This window comes from Actinoplanes rectilineatus, from assembly GCF_000962825.1.
Taxonomy (GTDB): Bacteria; Actinomycetota; Actinomycetes; order Mycobacteriales; family Micromonosporaceae; genus Actinoplanes; species Actinoplanes rectilineatus.
Genome location: NZ_JZKF01000016.1, coordinates 118,127 through 132,697, shown reverse-complemented (window position 1 = coordinate 132,697; position 14,571 = coordinate 118,127). Strand labels below are relative to the sequence as shown.

Sequence of the window (14,571 nt, the reverse complement as noted above, 5' to 3'; positions counted from 1 at the left end):
CGCTAAGTGCGAATAATCAGCACGGAGTGGGTCACGGGATGAAGCATGCCACGCACGGTGCGGAATGGGACCGGAAATCCACAACTTGAGACGCGCCCGGGGTGGCCGATCCCACTCGGTGACGCCCGTTCTCCGGGGCCGGTGCTCGGCCCCGGAGGATAGGTTGGCAGCGTGGTTGCCGAATCGTATTCACGAAACCTGCCCTTCGCGAAGGCGTACAACTTCCGCGACGTGGGCGGATACTCCGGGCTCGACGGCCGGACCGTCCGCTGGCGCCGGCTGTTCCGGTCGGACGCGCTGCACCGGCTCAACGAGGACGACGCGGTGGCGTTCAGCGCCCTCGGAGTCCGCACGGTCATCGATCTCCGTCGCCCGCACGAGGTGGAGAAGTTCGGCCGGGTGTCCGAGGCCTACGGCGTGGACTACCGCAACCTGGTGCTGCACCACGTCGACTGGGAGGAGATCGAGCACTCCGACGACATCGTCCACGAACGCTGGCTCGCCGACCGCTACCTCAACTTCGCCGAGGACGGCCGGGAGGCGCTCCTCGACTCGCTGCGGCTGATCGCCGACCCCGCCGCGGGACCGGTCGTGGTGCACTGCATGGCCGGCAAGGACCGCACCGGCACGGTCTGCGCGCTGGCACTCTCCCTGCTCGGTGTGCCCGACGACGTGATCGCCGCGGATTACGCGCTGACCACCGAAGCCATGCGCCCACTCACGAGACACCTGCTGGAGACCAACCCGGAGGCGGTCCTCGGCAACGAGCACATGTTCGACTCGCCGCCCGAGGCGATGAACATGTTCCTGACCGACCTGCGCGCCCTGCACGGTTCGGTGGAAAATTACGTGCGCGAGATCGGTCTCACCGACGACGAGATCACCACGATGCGCGCCCATCTCCTGGAGAGCTGAGCGTCCCCCTCACCCTCTTCCGGGGGTACGCGGGAAAAGCGCACTCGTGGCAGTGCGCGTGAAAAAGTGCGCCAGTGGCGGCGCGCGTCAAAGGTGCGCCAGTGGCGGTACGGGTGAAGAAAGTGCGCCGGTCACGCGTACCCCCAAAGGAGCGTGACCGGCCCACTCGGGTCTCACAGAACCTTGTGCACCCAGCCGTTGACGTCCTCGGCGCGGCCCCGCTGGATGTCGACCAGCTGCTTGCGGATCGCCATCGTGATCTCGCCGGAGCCGCCGTCGCCGACGGTGAACTCGCCGTCCAAGCTCTTGATCGTGCCGATCGGGGTGATCACCGCGGCGGTGCCGCAGGCGAACGCCTCACGGACCCGGCCGGAGGCGGCACCGTCACGCCACTCGTCCAGGCTGATCTGCCGCTCCTCGACGGTCCGGCCGGCCTGACGCGCCAGCGTGATCACCGAGTCGCGGGTGATGCCCGGCAGGATCGTGCCGGTCAGCGGCGGCGTCACCAGGGAACCGTCGTCGAGGACCAGGAACACGTTCATCCCGCCGAGCTCGTCGATGTACTTACGCTCGACGGCGTCCAGGTAGACCACCTGGTCGCAGCCGTGCTCAGCGGCCTCGGCCTGCGCCGACAGACCGGCCGCGTAGTTGCCGCCGCACTTGGCCGCGCCGGTGCCCCCGGGAGCGGCGCGGGTGAAGTCCGGCGACGCCCAGATCGACACCGGCTTGACGCCACCGGAGAAATACGGCCCGACCGGCGACGCGATGACCAGGTAGAGGTATTCGGTGGCCGGGCGGACGCCGAGGAACACCTCGCTGGCGTAGGCGAACGGCCGCAGGTAGAGGCTGCCCTCCTCGCCCGGCGGGATCCAGCCCCGGTCGATCTCGATGATCTCCCGCAGCGACTGGAGGAACGTCTCCACCGGCAGCGGCGGCATGGCCATCCGGGCGGCCGACTCGTTGAACCGGGCCGCGTTGGCGTCCGGGCGGAACATCGCGACACCGCCGTCCGGCAGCGTGTACGCCTTCAGCCCCTCGAAGATCTCCTGCGCGTAGTGCAGCACGGCACTCGCCGGGTCCATCGGGATCGGCGCGCGGGCCTCGACGCGGGCGTCGTACCACCCCTTGCCGTCGGCGTAACGGATCGTGACCATGTGGTCGGTGAAGATCCGACCGAACCCGGGGTTCGCGAGGAGCGCCGCGCGCTCGTCGTCGCCGACGGGCGCCGGATTCGGACGGATCTCGAATTCGAGGTTGTCACCACCGCTCATGGCAAACAGACCTGCTTTCTGTATTTCACGCATGGGGAAGGGCACCCGGAGTGCCCATGAATCTACCCCGAACGGCCCATCGGACAATGGCCGCCGGTGAGTCGGCCCGCGGGGTTCTCCCGCAGGCCGTGGAAGGGGCGCTCGCCGGCGCTCGGCCCGCTCGGTGTGCGGGGCCGTGCGCTCGGCGCAGCGTCGCTGTTCTTTCTCAGACAGGTTCGCTCGGATCGCCCGGCACGCTTTCGTGGGCGTGCTCGCAGCAGATCGTGCCTTCTGCCTTCTACCGTGTCTTCTACCTGATCGCTCAGGACCGTGCGTTCTGCTCGATCGCTCAGAGCGCGGCGGCGACCCGGTCGCCGACGTCGGCGGTGCGCAGCGGCGCGCCCGGAGCCCGGGACGCGACCTCGGCCGCGACCGCCTCGGTTACTCGCCGGGCCTCGTCGTGCCGGCCCAGGTGCTCCAGCAGGAGGGCGGCGGACAGGATGGCGGCGGCCGGGTCGGCGATGCCCTGGCCGGCGATGTCCGGCGCGGAGCCGTGCACCGGCTCGAAGGTCGACGGGTATTTCCGCTCGGGGTTGACGGAACCGCTGGCCGCCATGCCGATGCCACCGGTGACGGCAGCGGCGATGTCGGTGAGGATGTCACCGAAGAGGTTGTCGGTCACGATCACGTCATACCGCTGCGGGTTCGACACCAGGAACATGCTGGCGGCGTCGATGTGCTGGTATTCGGTGGTGACGTCGGGGTGTTCCGCCGCGACGGCGGCGAAGGCGCGGGCCCACAGACCGCCCGCGTGGGTGAGCACGTTGGTCTTGTGCACCAGCGTCAGGTGCTTGCGGTCGCGGCGCTCGGCCCGCGCGAACGCGTCCCGGATGACCCGCTCGACGCCGTGCCGCGTGTTCAGGCTCTCCTCGGTCGCGATCTCGGCGGGGGTGTCCTTGTGCAGGACGCCGCCGGCGCCGACGTAGAGGCCCTCGGTGCCCTCCCGGACCACGACCATGTCGATCTCGCCCGGCTTGAGCCCGGCCAGCGGACTGGTGGTGCCCGGCCACAGCTTCGAGGGGCGCAGGTTCACGTATTGGTCGAAGTCGAAGCGCAGCTTCAGCAGCAGGCCCCGCTCCAGCACGCCCGGCGGCACACTCGGGTCACCGATCGCGCCCAGCAGGATCGCGTCGTGCCCGGCCAGCTCCGTCTGCACCGAAGCCGGCAGAACCTCGCCGGTGCGGTTGTAGAGGCGGGCGCCCAGGTCATACTCGTTGTAGTCGACGCCGGGGAGGACCGCGTCGACAACCTTGCGAGCCTGGGCGGTCACCTCGGTCCCGATGCCGTCGCCGGCCACCACCGCGATCCGCGCCACGCTCACGTCGACTCCCCCAAGCTCTGTTGCAACCGCTGACCAGGCTAATACCGCTTCCCGATCTTCGGTACGCCAGTCTCACCAGATGAAATACCCCGGATGCGAACAACCCCCGGACCGCGGCAAACGGTCACGGGGGTTGTTGCGACGAGTACTCGTGGATTCGGTCCCGCCGGATACACAGCCACACGCCCCGAACCAGGCACCATCACCCGAAGACAGGCCCACCCGGAACGCGCGGCACGGACAAAGCTAGCGACCCCGGCAGACAGCACGCAAGGCGCCGCGCCCGCGTGTCGGCCGCCGATCCGACATCGGCCCGGGTTACCCGGGAGTCACTACGACGTTCGCCTCGGCGAAGGTGCGCACCATCGCCTCGAGTGGGAAGGTTTCTCCGTCGACACCGCCGATCGATTCGGCCACCTCCATATCCTTCCAAAGCAGCCGGATCTCCTGCCCCGAGGACGCGGCCGCCAGGAATTCCGCCAGTGCCGTGTAGCCCATCCCGGCGTATCCTCCCGGTCCGCGAAACGCCTCGCCGACCGCACAGAAGAAACTCGCGACGTCCTCGATGTGCGCGCCCTCCAGAACGACCTCACCAGCGGGCACGGCCACCTTCGAGGGCCCCGGACCCGCCGCGTCGCGAAGCATCGCCACCTCGACCCAGCCCTCCCGGAGACCGACCGGGATGTTCGTCCACTCCCCCGCGCGACGGGGTGCCGGGCGGCGCCACAGATTCCCCGCCTCGACGTGGGGTGGCAACTGCGCACGCGCCGAGATCCTCCAGAATTCCGTGTCCACCCGCGCGCCCCAGAACGAGTAGGACCCCGCTACCGCACCGTCGGCATCCAAAACGAGAACCTCGATGTCACCGAGCCGGTCGGCGTCGAACGCCGGGGGCGACGGCTCCAGCAGCCGGAAGGTGATCTCCGGGTCGTCGCTGTCGAGCAGCGCCCCGAAGTCGTCGAAGCTGTATCGCCCGACAAAGAAACCCTCCAGGTCCTCGGCCTCGATGAATCGAAGGCCGTCCTCCGGCAGCCGGATCGCGAACCGCACCGAGCCCATGGCCGGCTCCTCTCTCAGCATCCCTCCGCCACATTGATCTTGATGTAGTGGTTCGTGGTCCACCCGTATTCGCCGAAGGCGTTCGGGCCGACGATCCGGTGCTGGTCGTTCTTGCCCGGCACCTCCCACTCGGGCGAACCGCTGAAGCCGGCTCGAGGTCCCCATTTGGCCAGATGCCTCGCCGACTCACGGCCCTGGTACAGCGTCTGATCGCTTCCGGTCATCCGCGGCGTGCCCTGCCCCGCCTTGATCAGTGCGATCGCGGCCTTGGCCCACGCCGGAGTGTCCTCGTTCTTGGCTGCCTGAACAGCGAAGGCCGCCTGCTGATACTCGACACTGCCACCGGCCGGGTTCAGCGGGGACACGAACGCCGCACCGCCGACACGAGCGCCGGACTTCGAGGAAGTGCTCTGGCAGCTCTCCCGGTCCTCGCGGTCCTTCTTACGCTTGTGCGCCTTGTCCCGCAGGTCCTTCTTGTGCTTGGCGGCGCCCTGGACCTTGTCGACGAACTTCTTGTACTTGTCGTACAGCGTCCAGATCTTCTTGATCTTCAGCAGCTTGCTCCACGGGATGATGTTCACCGCGGCCCAGAAGCAGGCAGCCCAACCAGGATCGGTCGCGCACTCCTTGAGTTCGCCGATGAGGGCGTCCTCGAGCTCGTCAAGGCCCTCGTTCCGGAGAAACTCCTTGAGGTCCAGGGCGGCGTCTCGCTTCGCCTGCTCGTACTCCTGGCGCTCCAGATCGGTCAGCTCGCTGAGGATGTCCCCCTCGTCGCCCGGACTCGGATCGTCACCCTTGAGCGCCGCCGCAATCCGTTCCCGCTCGTCGGCCTCGGCCCGCTCGTAGGCCTGCTGAGCATCGATGGCGTGTTGCATGGCGTTGCTGGCGGCCTCGGCCGCGCTGTCCGCATGCTCCTGCGCGCTGTCCGCATACGTCTTCGCGCGAGCAGCATCAGCGGCCGCCCGGTCAGCTGCGCCGCGAGCCGCAGCCGCGTCGTTCTCCGCGGAGGTCGCGGCCTTGTTCGCCGCATCAGCGTCCCCTTGGGCCTGTTGCGCGCTACGACCCGCGATCGCGGCGTCGTTCGCCGCCTCGTTCGCCGCGTTCCGCGCCGCAACCGCATCGGCACGTGCCTGCGCGTCGGCACGGCCCGCTCCGGCTGCGGCCTCTCGGGCCGCGGCACCGTCCACGGCGGCTTCCGCCGCGGACTTCTTCGCCTCGGCAGCCGACTGCGCAGCGTCGGCTGCCGACCGGGCTGCCCGCGCCGCCGCCTCGTACGCCGGCTTCACCTGGGCGGCGGCCCGATCGGCAGCCGCCTGCGCCTTGCTCGCCGCGGTCAGCGCCTCCGCGGCACGTGCCCGGGCTGCCGCAGCCTGTTCCTCGCCGATGCTCTTGGCCTGCTCCGCGACCAGCTGAACGAAATCAGCGTCGATGTCGGCGCCGGTGAACGGCGACACCACCGCCAACGCCGTGTCGTGCGGGTCAGCGATCCCCGCCGACGACGTCGACGCGGCCGCGGCCGCTCGGATGGCCATCTCGGCCTGAGCCGCGGCAGCAACCGCCTCGGTAGACGCCGCCTCGGCCTCCTTCCGGGTACGGTCCGCTGCCCACAGCGAACGGATCGCCTCCTCGGCGGCCTGGTTCGCGAGCTGCACTGCCGCAGTGGCCGCCTGCGCCGCCTTGGCCTGTTGCGCGGTCGCTTCGGCAGCCTTCGAGTCCGCGCGCAGCCGGGCAGCATGGGTGGCCCTGGCCGAGGCTTCGGCCTGATCCGCTGCCGCGTCTGCGGCAGCGGCTGCGGCTTGCGCCTTCTCCGCAGCAGCCCAGGCCCGATCAGCGGCCTGCTGCGCCTGAGTCGCCGCAGCACGTGCGTTGGCGGCCGCGCCGGTAGCCGTGTTCGCGGACGCCCGCGCCGAGCCGGCCGCGCTGTTCGCCGTCGCGTACTCACTCTTGGCCTCGGTCGCGAAGGCCTGTGCCTCGTCCCGGGCCTCCTCGCTGTCGGCCTTCGCCACGAGAGCGTTTCCGGCCTGTAGCTTCGCCTCGGCGGTCTGCCGGTCCCGTTCCGCCTGGAGCGCCTTGTCCCGGGCCTTGCCCGCCTCGTTCTCCTTCTCCCAAGCCTTGGTGTCCGCCGCAGCCGCGTTGTCGTTGGCGGTCCCCGCACGCTGGGAGGCAGTGGCCGCGATGGCGGCCTGGGCGTCGGCGTTGGCGCGGGCGTCGCGGGCGATGGCGGCCTGCTGCTCTGCCTCGGCGCGGTGGCGGGCGGCGTTCTGGCGTTCCGCCTCGGCGATCTGGCGCTGGCGCTTCGCCTCCGCGGCCTGCGCCTCGGCCTCCAACCGGTGCTGACGGGTCTTCTCCGCCTCGGCCCAGGCCTTCGCCTCGGCCGCCTCCGCCTCCGCGCGGGCCTTCCTCGTCCGCGCGGCCGCGGTCTTCGCCGCCTTCGCCTGCTTCTCCGCCGCCGCGGCCAGCTTCGCGGCTGCCTTGGCGTGTTCCTCGGCGTGCTCGCGCCACTTGATGGCCTGCGCGGCGTGGGCCTCGGCCTGTGCCTGGGCGCCCTGGGCGTTGTTGGTCGCGATGGTGGCGTCGATGGCGTACGCCGCCGTCTGCGTCGCGCCGACCGCGGCGGTCGAGGCCTCGCTCATGCCCTGGGCGATCAGCGACCATTCGGCGCCGTATTCGAGGCCGATCTCGATCAGCTCGTCGGAGGAGGTGGTGGCTATCGCGGCCGAGACGCGTGCCTCCTCAGCGGCGTTGCGGGCCGCGGTGAGCGCGTTCGCGGTCTGGGACTTCGCGGCGTTCAACTCGGTGGCCTTGGCCGCCACGGTGCCGCTGCCGGCCAGGACGCGCTGGGCGTGCCGGGCGGCGTTCGCCGCGCCGGCCATCGAGTTCGACGCCCGTTGCAGGGCGCGGACGCCGTCGCCGTGTGCGGCCAGGAGGCGGGTGCGGGCCGCGGAGGCGCGCTGGGCCTTGACCGCCAGCTCGGTGAGTTCCTCGGCGGCTTTGTTCCGCTCCTCGAGGTCTTTCAGGTACTGCTCGCGTTCGGCCGCGTCGGCGCGGGCCGCGGTCAGGTAACCGGTGGCCAGGAACGCGGTGATCGCGGCGTCGTCGCCGGCCAGGGCGGCCTCGGCCGCTTTCCGGACCTGGGACTCGGCGGGGGCGGCCGCGGCCACCAGGCGGACCCGTTCGCGCAGGGTGGCGGCCCGTTCTGTGGCGTCCGCGGTGACTTTAGCGTCGCGGTCGCGGGCGATGTCCGCGCCGTACGCGAGGAACGCCGCCCGGTCGCTGTCGGTGCCGGCCAGGACCCGGTCGACCTCGGCGTTGAAGTAGGCGCCGCCGGTGCCCTTGAGCGCCTTGATCGCGGCCAGGTTGTCGGCGGCTTCCTTCTTCTTGCGGGCCGCGACCTGCTTGTCCAGGGCCGGTTTGTCGACCATGGCGAACTTCTGGATGATCGCCGGATCGCCGGTGGCGAGGGCGGCCAGGGCGGCGTCGCGGATCTCCGGCTCGGCGGTGAACTCGGCGACGTCGGCGACGGCCTTGCGCCACCGTTCGTCCAGGGCGCTGACCCCGGTGGTGCCGTTCCACTCTTCGGTGACCAGCGGCGGGATCACGATCTCGCCGGCCGCGGCCGCGGCCGGTTCCGGTTCGGCGGCCAGGGCAGGGGGCGCGTGCAGGGTGGTGCCGAGCACCAGGGCGGCGAGCGACACCGTCAACCCGGCGCGTATTCGCTTCACAATCACAGTCGTCCCATCGCAGACGTCATCGCCGCGCGCCCTCACCGGGGCGCGCGGATGGGGGAGATCGGCTTCAGCCGACGGGGTCGGTCAGTGCCGCTTCGGCGGCCAGGGCCTGCTGGTACAGCGCCGCCCAGGTGGCGGCCTGCGCGGCGGCGTTCTGCTGTTCGGCCAGCCACTCGTCGCGGGTGCCGGCCGCGGTGCCGGCGATGTTCAGCCAGTTGGGGCTGGTCGCGGCGGCCGCGACGGCGGCGATCTGGAGCCAGCTCTCGGCCTGCCGCAGGGCGACCTGTTCGGCGTCCGCCCAGGCGACGCGGGGCGAGCCGGTCTGCGTGCCGACGACGTTCCAGGCGCGGGCCGCGGCGGCCCGGGCCTGCGCCTGCGCCTCGGCTGCGGCTTCCCGTGCGGCCTGTTCGGCGGCCTGCGCCTCGACCACCAGCCGGCGGGTCTGCGACAGCCACTGCCGGTCGGCGTCGGCGGCCTGCCGGCGGTGGGTCTGCAGGTCCAGGCCGGCGGCGCTGACCCAGCCGTAACTGAGGAACTCGGCGACGTCGGCGGCGGTCGTTCCGGGGGCGACGGCGCGACCGGCCCAGGCTCGTACCTGCGGTCCGGGGTCGTCCTCGCTCAGCCCGGTGACGAAGGCGTGATCCTCGCCGGCGATCAGGTCGGCCCGGTGGCGGTCGTCGGCGATGCCCTGGCGGTCCAGGGCCAGCGCGGCGGTGTAGCCGGTGGTCGCGAACTCGGCGAGTTCCGCGTCGGTGCCCACCAGCGCCCGGCGGCCCGCCGCGTTGACCCGCGGGTAGTACTGGGCGGCGTGGGTGGCGACCATCCGCTCGGTGTAGTCGTACTGGCGTGTCCGGGTCTGTTCGGCGCGCGTGATCGCCGTGTCGTAGCCGGTCAGCAGGAAGGTGGTGATCGCCGTCGCGCCGCTGCTGGAGAGCAGTGCCGACCGGGCCGCGCTGCGGACCGCCGGGCGCGGGTCGTTCGCCGAGACCCAGCGGACGAAGACCCGTTCCGCCTCTTCCTGTTCGGACATCAGGTCGGTGGCCGCGGCCGCCGTCGGCAGACCCGCCGCTACCGCCGGACCGGGTACCGAAAATGCGAGCAGGGCCGTTGCCACGGCCGTCGAGAGCAGAGCTCTGCGTTTCATCGATTCCCCCGTAATCGTCGACGGCGATCGAATCATGAATATCGACGACGTGGAACGCGGCGCATGTCTCGCTACCGTTTCTGAACCTGTGACCAGCCGAAACGCTACGGTGAGTGATCCGCCACAGTAAACAAAGCTTGCCTATGCGTAATCGTCCGAGCTAGCTTGCGGCAGCGTCCCTTTTGGTCACGATCGACTTGGCCCTTTTAGGACACGCTCCGTTAACCAGCTGCACACGGGGGAATCGGCTTGATGCCAAACACCATCGATGCATCCACGATCCGGCGGCTCCTCGCCGCCGGCCTGGCCGCGGTGGCGATCACCACCGCCGCACCGGCCGTGGCGTACGCGGCACCCGCCGCACCGGCCACTTCGGCCGCGATCCTCGCCGCCGCGGAGTACGACGAGAAGCTCGCGGTCGCCGTCAAATTCGGTCTCGGCGACGACTACACGTTGCTCGAGCTGGCCGACCGCGACTTCGTGATCGCGATCTGGAACCACGTCAAGGACAAGCCGGCCCACGCCGAGGTCCGGCTCGCGGCGGAGATCGCGTTCAGCGCCGCGCCGGAGGACGCCGACCAGGCGAGCTCGGACTTCATCCTGACCGAGGTGTTCGCCGCCTTCGACCGGGACATCGCCCGGGAGCGGCAGGCCACCGAGGCGAAGCGGGCCAGTGACCTGGCGCGTACCGCGGCCGCGGCGAGCATCGACGTGGTCGCCGACGCCACGCTGCTGTCCGGCAGCGACACCGACTTCATCCGGCTGATCTGGGAACGGGTCGCCGAGGACGCGAAGTGGCCGAAGGTCAAGGCCGCGGCCGCCGCCGCGCGGACCGGCACCCCCGCCGCGCAGGAGGCGTTCATCGCCACCGGCCTGGCCGAGGCCGCCCGCCAGGACACCGACGACCGGATCGCCGCCGACGCCGCGAAGACCGAGGCGGAGAAGGCGGCCGAGCTGGCCAAGGCCGCCAAGCGGTTCGCCGCCAACCGGATCCTGCTGCCGGTCACCGACGAACTCCTCAACCTGCCGGACCGGGACTTCATCGTCACCGTCTGGAACTTCACCGCGGCCGGCACCGAGGTGCAGGCAGCGGCGGTGTCCGCGGCGCGCAGCCTCGACCCGGCGGTCTGGGCGGCGTTCATCACGACCGGCATCCACCAGGCCCGTGACCGTGACATCGCGATCGCCCTGGCCGCGCTGGAAGCGGCCGAGCGCAAGGAACTCCAGGGCGTCATCGACCGGGCGGTCAAGGCCAAGCGCCTCAGCCTGGCCGCGGCCGGGCGCACCGCGCTGGCCGGCAACGCCGACGCCGTCTCCACGTTCCTGCGGACCGGCCAGTTCCAGGTGGGCCTGGACGTCACCGCCGTCGCGGTCTCCGGTGACCGGATCGGCGTCATCACCACCGACGGCACCTCGTACGTCAAGGAGGGTGCACTGGGCGGCGCCTGGGTCAAGTTGTACCCGCGCACCAAGCAGCTCGTCCTCGACGGCGACCGGATCGGCATCCTGACCCGGGACAACATCGCGTACGTCAAGGAGGGCGCCCTCAACGCGAGCTGGGTCCGCCAGTTCGACAAGATCAAGCAGATCGCCCTGGCCGGGCAGCGGGTCGGCCTGCTCACCGAGGACAACGTCGTCCGGGTCAAGGAGGGCGGACTCAGCACGAGCCTGCTCTCGATCCACCGCGACGCCAAGACCTTCGCCATGACCAGCGCCCGGATCGGCGTGCTCAACTCGGCCGGTCACCTCGAGATCAAGCAGGGCCCGTACGACACCGCCCTCTGGCACGACATCCGGTCCGACGTCAAGCAGTTCGACCTCGCCGCCAACCGGGTCGGCGTGCTCAACAGCGCCGACACGTCCTTCGCCCTGGACGGCTCGGTGATCACCGGCGAGTGGGTGCGGATGCACGTCAACGTCCAGAAGATCGACGTCGCCGCCGACCGGGTCGGCGTCCTCACCGCCGCCGGCGCCGTCCGGGTCAAGGAAGGCGCGATCACCACGACCTTCGTGACCCAGCGCAACGACATCCAGCAGTTCGCCATCGACGGCGACCGGACGATCGTGGTGAACCAGGACCGGATCGCGCTGGTCAAGGAAGGCGCGCTCGCGGCAACACAGTGGACGGTGCAGCCGACGCCGCCGCCGACGGCCTGATCGGCAACGGGTGGTGGCTCCCGCTACCGGGGAGCCGCCACCCGTGTTGTTCCGCGTGTCGGTCGCCTGGTCCACGGAGGACACCAGGGGTGATGGCACCATGCGCCGGTGAGTTTCGACCTTGTGGTGTGGGCCATGCCCCCGACGGCCGTTCCCGACGCAGTGCACGAGGCCAACGCGCGCTGTGCCCGCGGCGAGCATCCGCAGCGGCCGGCCGATCCCCGCGTCGTGGCCTTCTACGACGCGCTGACCAGTCACTATCCGGACCGGGGACCGCGCGTCGCCGAATCCGCCTCACCGTGGGCCACCGTGCCCCTGCACACCGCCGCCGACCACATCTGGATGCGACTCGACGAGGGCTGCCCGGACGCGGTCCTGGAGACCATCGAACGCCTCGCCGGTGACCTCGACCTGAACCTGCTGGACCTGCAGGACGGCTCCGTCTATCCGCCGCCGGTGCGCATCCGCTGACCCGTCACTCGGACCGCAGATCGACGGCCGCGACCTGGGACGCGCCGATCTCGCCGGCGACCGTGGCCAGCAGATCGGCGTCGACCGCCGAGTCGACCGTCAGCACCATCAGAGCCTCGCCGCCGGCCGCGCGGCGGGCCACCTTCATCGCCGCGATGTTCACCCCGGACCGGCCCAGCATCGTGCCGATCGTGCCGACCACACCGGGACGGTCCCGGTAGCGGAAGAAGATCAGCACCCCGTCCGGTGCCAGGTCCAGCTCGTAGCCGTCGACGGCCACCAACTTCGCGTCGTCGTGACTGCCGGAGGTCACCACGGTCCCGGCGACACCGACCGTCCGGCCGTCCGGCAGCGCTCCGCGTACCGTGATCAGGTCGGTCTGCTCGCCGGCGTCGGCCGCCGCGGTCAGCTCGACCTCGACGCCGCGCTCGGCGGCCAGCCGGGTCACGTTCACGTAGGTGACCGCCTCGGCGACGACCGGGGCGAACAAACCCTTCATCACGGCCAGCTCGAGGACGCCGACCTCGTGTGTGCTGATCGGACCGCGGACCTCGACGGTGATCCGGGCGGCGACCCCACCGGCCACCGCGGTGAACACCCGGCCCAGCTTCTCGGCGAGCGGGAGCATCGGGCGGACCGCCTCGTCGACCGCGACACCGGCCCGCACGTTCACCGCGTCCGGGACGAACTCGCCGCGCAACGCCAGCCGGACACTGCGCGCCACCGCCAGACCGGCCTTGTCCTGCGCCTCGGCGGTCGACGCGCCCAGATGCGGCGTGGCGACCACGGTGTCGAAGCCGAACAGCGGCGACGCGGTGCACGGCTCGGTCTCGTAGACGTCCAGTCCGGCGCCCGCCACCCGCCCGTCGGCAAGCGCGTCCGCGAGTGCCCGCTCGTCGACCAGCCCGCCACGGGCCGCGTTGACGATCCGCACCCCCGGTTTGACCAGGTCCAGTTCCTTCTCCCCGATCAGGCCCACGGTCTCCGGGGTACGCGGAAGATGCACCGAGACGAAGTCGCTCTCCCGCAGCAACTCCTCCAGGCTGACCAGTCGCACCCCCAGCTGCGCCGCCCGGGCCGGCTGCACGTAGGGGTCGTAGGCGATCAGGCGTACCCCGAAGGCGGCCATGCGCTGCGCGAAGAGGACACCGATGCGCCCCAGCCCGACCACGCCGACGGTCTTGCCCTCCACCTCGACCCCGGTGAACGCGGAACGCCGCCAGGCGCCCGCCTTGAGCGTCGCGCTCGCCGTCGCGGTGTGCCGGGCCACCGCCAGCAGCAGGGCCACCGCCTGTTCGGCCGCCGACACGATGTTGCTGGTGGGCGCGTTCACCACCAGGACACCCCGGGCGGTGGCCGCCGGCACGTCGACGTTGTCCAGCCCGACACCGGCCCGCGCCACCACCCGCAGCCGGGTCGCCGCGGCCAGCGCCTCCGCGTCGATCCGGGTGACGCTGCGGACGATCACCGCGTCCGCGCCGGCGATGGCCGCGAGCAGTGCCGCCCGGTCTCCGCCGTCGGCGTGCCGCACCTCGAAGTCGGTGGCGAGCACCTCGAGAGCGGACGGGGCCAGTTCCTCGGTCACCAGGACGACGGGAGTCATGAGACCCTCCAACCGGTCGGCATCGACGGCCCCGAATGTTACGCCGCATTACCGCGCGCACACCAGACGACTACAGCCGGGTGGCGTCCCGCCGTTACCGCCGCCGATCACCGCTGATCGTCACCGCCGGTTGCCGCCGCTGATCGTCGCGCCACTGCTCGACCTGCCCGGCTCCGCTGTCAGCTGTAAGGTGCAGGCCGACAACCGTGGACGACGGCTACGCCGGCGTCCACGGTTGAGTTTCGCCATCCGGTCAACCACAGCCGACGGCTCGGGCCGCCCAGCCGCCGTCCATGGTCCATCTTCGAGCCGAACACGACCGTGGACACCGGCCGGGCAACCCCGGGCCGTCGCTGACGGCTGAACTTCGCCTCGTGGACAGCCGCGGACGACGGCTCGGCTGGCTCAGCCGTCGTCCGTGGCGGTTTTGCCGAGAGCTGGGAGCCGTGGTCTACGGCCGAGGGCCTTCAGCCGTCGGACACGGCTCCTGCGGGCACGACTCGGCAGGCACGGATCTGGCCGACACGACCCCGGCAGGCACGGCGGAAATGCTGAGGCGAGGACGCATACACCCACGGCCCTCACTGGACACCTTTCGCCGTCAGGGTCTGCCTGCGTGGTGACTTCGGGCGCGCTGACCACCCGTATTCACCACACCCCCACCGGTGTGGTGACTTGGGGCGTCCAGCACGCCCGTAATCACCACGCGGACGGGCTTCGCACCCTGACCACGAAACATGTCAAGAGGTGACGGGCGCACGCGCAACGAGCCGTGGGTTCAACCAGCGCCTGCCCGAGGCCGCCAACGGACCCACAACCGGCTTTGAGTTCAACCACCACCCCGTGCGGGGGCGCCAACGAAC

9 protein-coding genes are annotated in these 14,571 nt (G+C 70.9%); 3 read left to right on the top strand and 6 right to left on the bottom strand.

Going from position 1 to position 14,571, the window contains the following annotated elements; translation table 11 throughout:
- Positions 1-171: 171 nt before the first annotated feature.
- A complete protein-coding gene (locus tag WH85_RS15140; RefSeq protein ID WP_045742490.1) occupies positions 172-915 on the top strand; it encodes a tyrosine-protein phosphatase in 744 nt (247 codons plus the stop codon).
- Positions 916-1,088: 173 nt separating this feature from the next.
- On the opposite strand, the gene WH85_RS15135 is transcribed toward WH85_RS15140, so the two are convergent.
- The 5 genes from WH85_RS15135 to WH85_RS15115 all read right to left on the bottom strand — a co-directional run bounded on the left by WH85_RS15135 (position 1,089) and on the right by WH85_RS15115 (position 9,477).
- Complete coding sequence (locus WH85_RS15135) at positions 1,089-2,186, bottom strand: branched-chain amino acid aminotransferase (RefSeq protein WP_045742489.1); 1,098 nt, start codon at positions 2,184-2,186, stop codon at positions 1,089-1,091.
- Between the two features lie 328 nt (positions 2,187-2,514).
- The gene (locus WH85_RS15130; RefSeq protein ID WP_211275366.1) at positions 2,515-3,540 is read right to left on the bottom strand and encodes a 3-isopropylmalate dehydrogenase; all 1,026 of its coding nucleotides are present in this window, start codon (positions 3,538-3,540) and stop codon (positions 2,515-2,517) included.
- 324 nt (positions 3,541-3,864) lie between these two features.
- Entirely contained in the window at positions 3,865-4,605 is a 741-nt protein-coding gene (locus tag WH85_RS15125; RefSeq protein ID WP_157411006.1) for a barstar family protein, read from the bottom strand.
- A 14-nt stretch (positions 4,606-4,619) separates the two neighbouring features.
- Positions 4,620-8,327: an ALF repeat-containing protein gene (locus WH85_RS15120; protein ID WP_157411005.1), complete on the bottom strand. Its 3,708-nt coding sequence runs from the start codon at positions 8,325-8,327 to the stop codon at positions 4,620-4,622.
- Between the two features lie 73 nt (positions 8,328-8,400).
- Entirely contained in the window at positions 8,401-9,477 is a 1,077-nt protein-coding gene (locus WH85_RS15115) for a hypothetical protein (RefSeq protein WP_052720469.1), read from the bottom strand.
- Positions 9,478-9,729: 252 nt separating this feature from the next.
- Here WH85_RS15115 and WH85_RS15110 point away from each other — a divergent pair, with 252 nt between their 5' ends.
- Both WH85_RS15110 and WH85_RS15105 read left to right on the top strand, forming a co-directional pair.
- Positions 9,730-11,634 carry a hypothetical protein gene (locus tag WH85_RS15110; protein WP_045742486.1) on the top strand — a complete coding sequence of 635 codons (1,905 nt, stop codon included), beginning with the start codon at positions 9,730-9,732 and terminating at the stop codon, positions 11,632-11,634.
- Between the two features lie 108 nt (positions 11,635-11,742).
- The gene (locus WH85_RS15105) at positions 11,743-12,105 is read left to right on the top strand and encodes a hypothetical protein (protein WP_045742485.1); all 363 of its coding nucleotides are present in this window, start codon (positions 11,743-11,745) and stop codon (positions 12,103-12,105) included.
- 4 nt (positions 12,106-12,109) lie between these two features.
- Here the strand turns inward: WH85_RS15105 and serA are convergent, their stop codons facing one another.
- Positions 12,110-13,708, bottom strand: coding sequence for a phosphoglycerate dehydrogenase (serA, locus tag WH85_RS15100; RefSeq protein WP_045742484.1), 1,599 nt, complete (start codon positions 13,706-13,708; stop codon positions 12,110-12,112).
- Between the last annotated feature and the right edge of the window lie 863 nt (positions 13,709-14,571).

Bases quoted from the DNA above. Each gene is read 5' to 3' on its own strand.
- serA (WP_045742484.1), bottom strand. From the start codon at position 13,708: ATGACTCCCGTCGTCCTGGTGACCGAGGAACTGGCCCCGTCCGCTCTC.
- WH85_RS15110 (WP_045742486.1), top strand. From the start codon at position 9,730: ATGCCAAACACCATCGATGCATCCACGATCCGGCGGCTCCTCGCCGCC.
- WH85_RS15115 (WP_052720469.1), bottom strand. From the start codon at position 9,477: ATGAAACGCAGAGCTCTGCTCTCGACGGCCGTGGCAACGGCCCTGCTC.
- WH85_RS15125 (WP_157411006.1), bottom strand. From the start codon at position 4,605: ATGGGCTCGGTGCGGTTCGCGATCCGGCTGCCGGAGGACGGCCTTCGA.
- WH85_RS15135 (WP_045742489.1), bottom strand. From the start codon at position 2,186: ATGAGCGGTGGTGACAACCTCGAATTCGAGATCCGTCCGAATCCGGCG.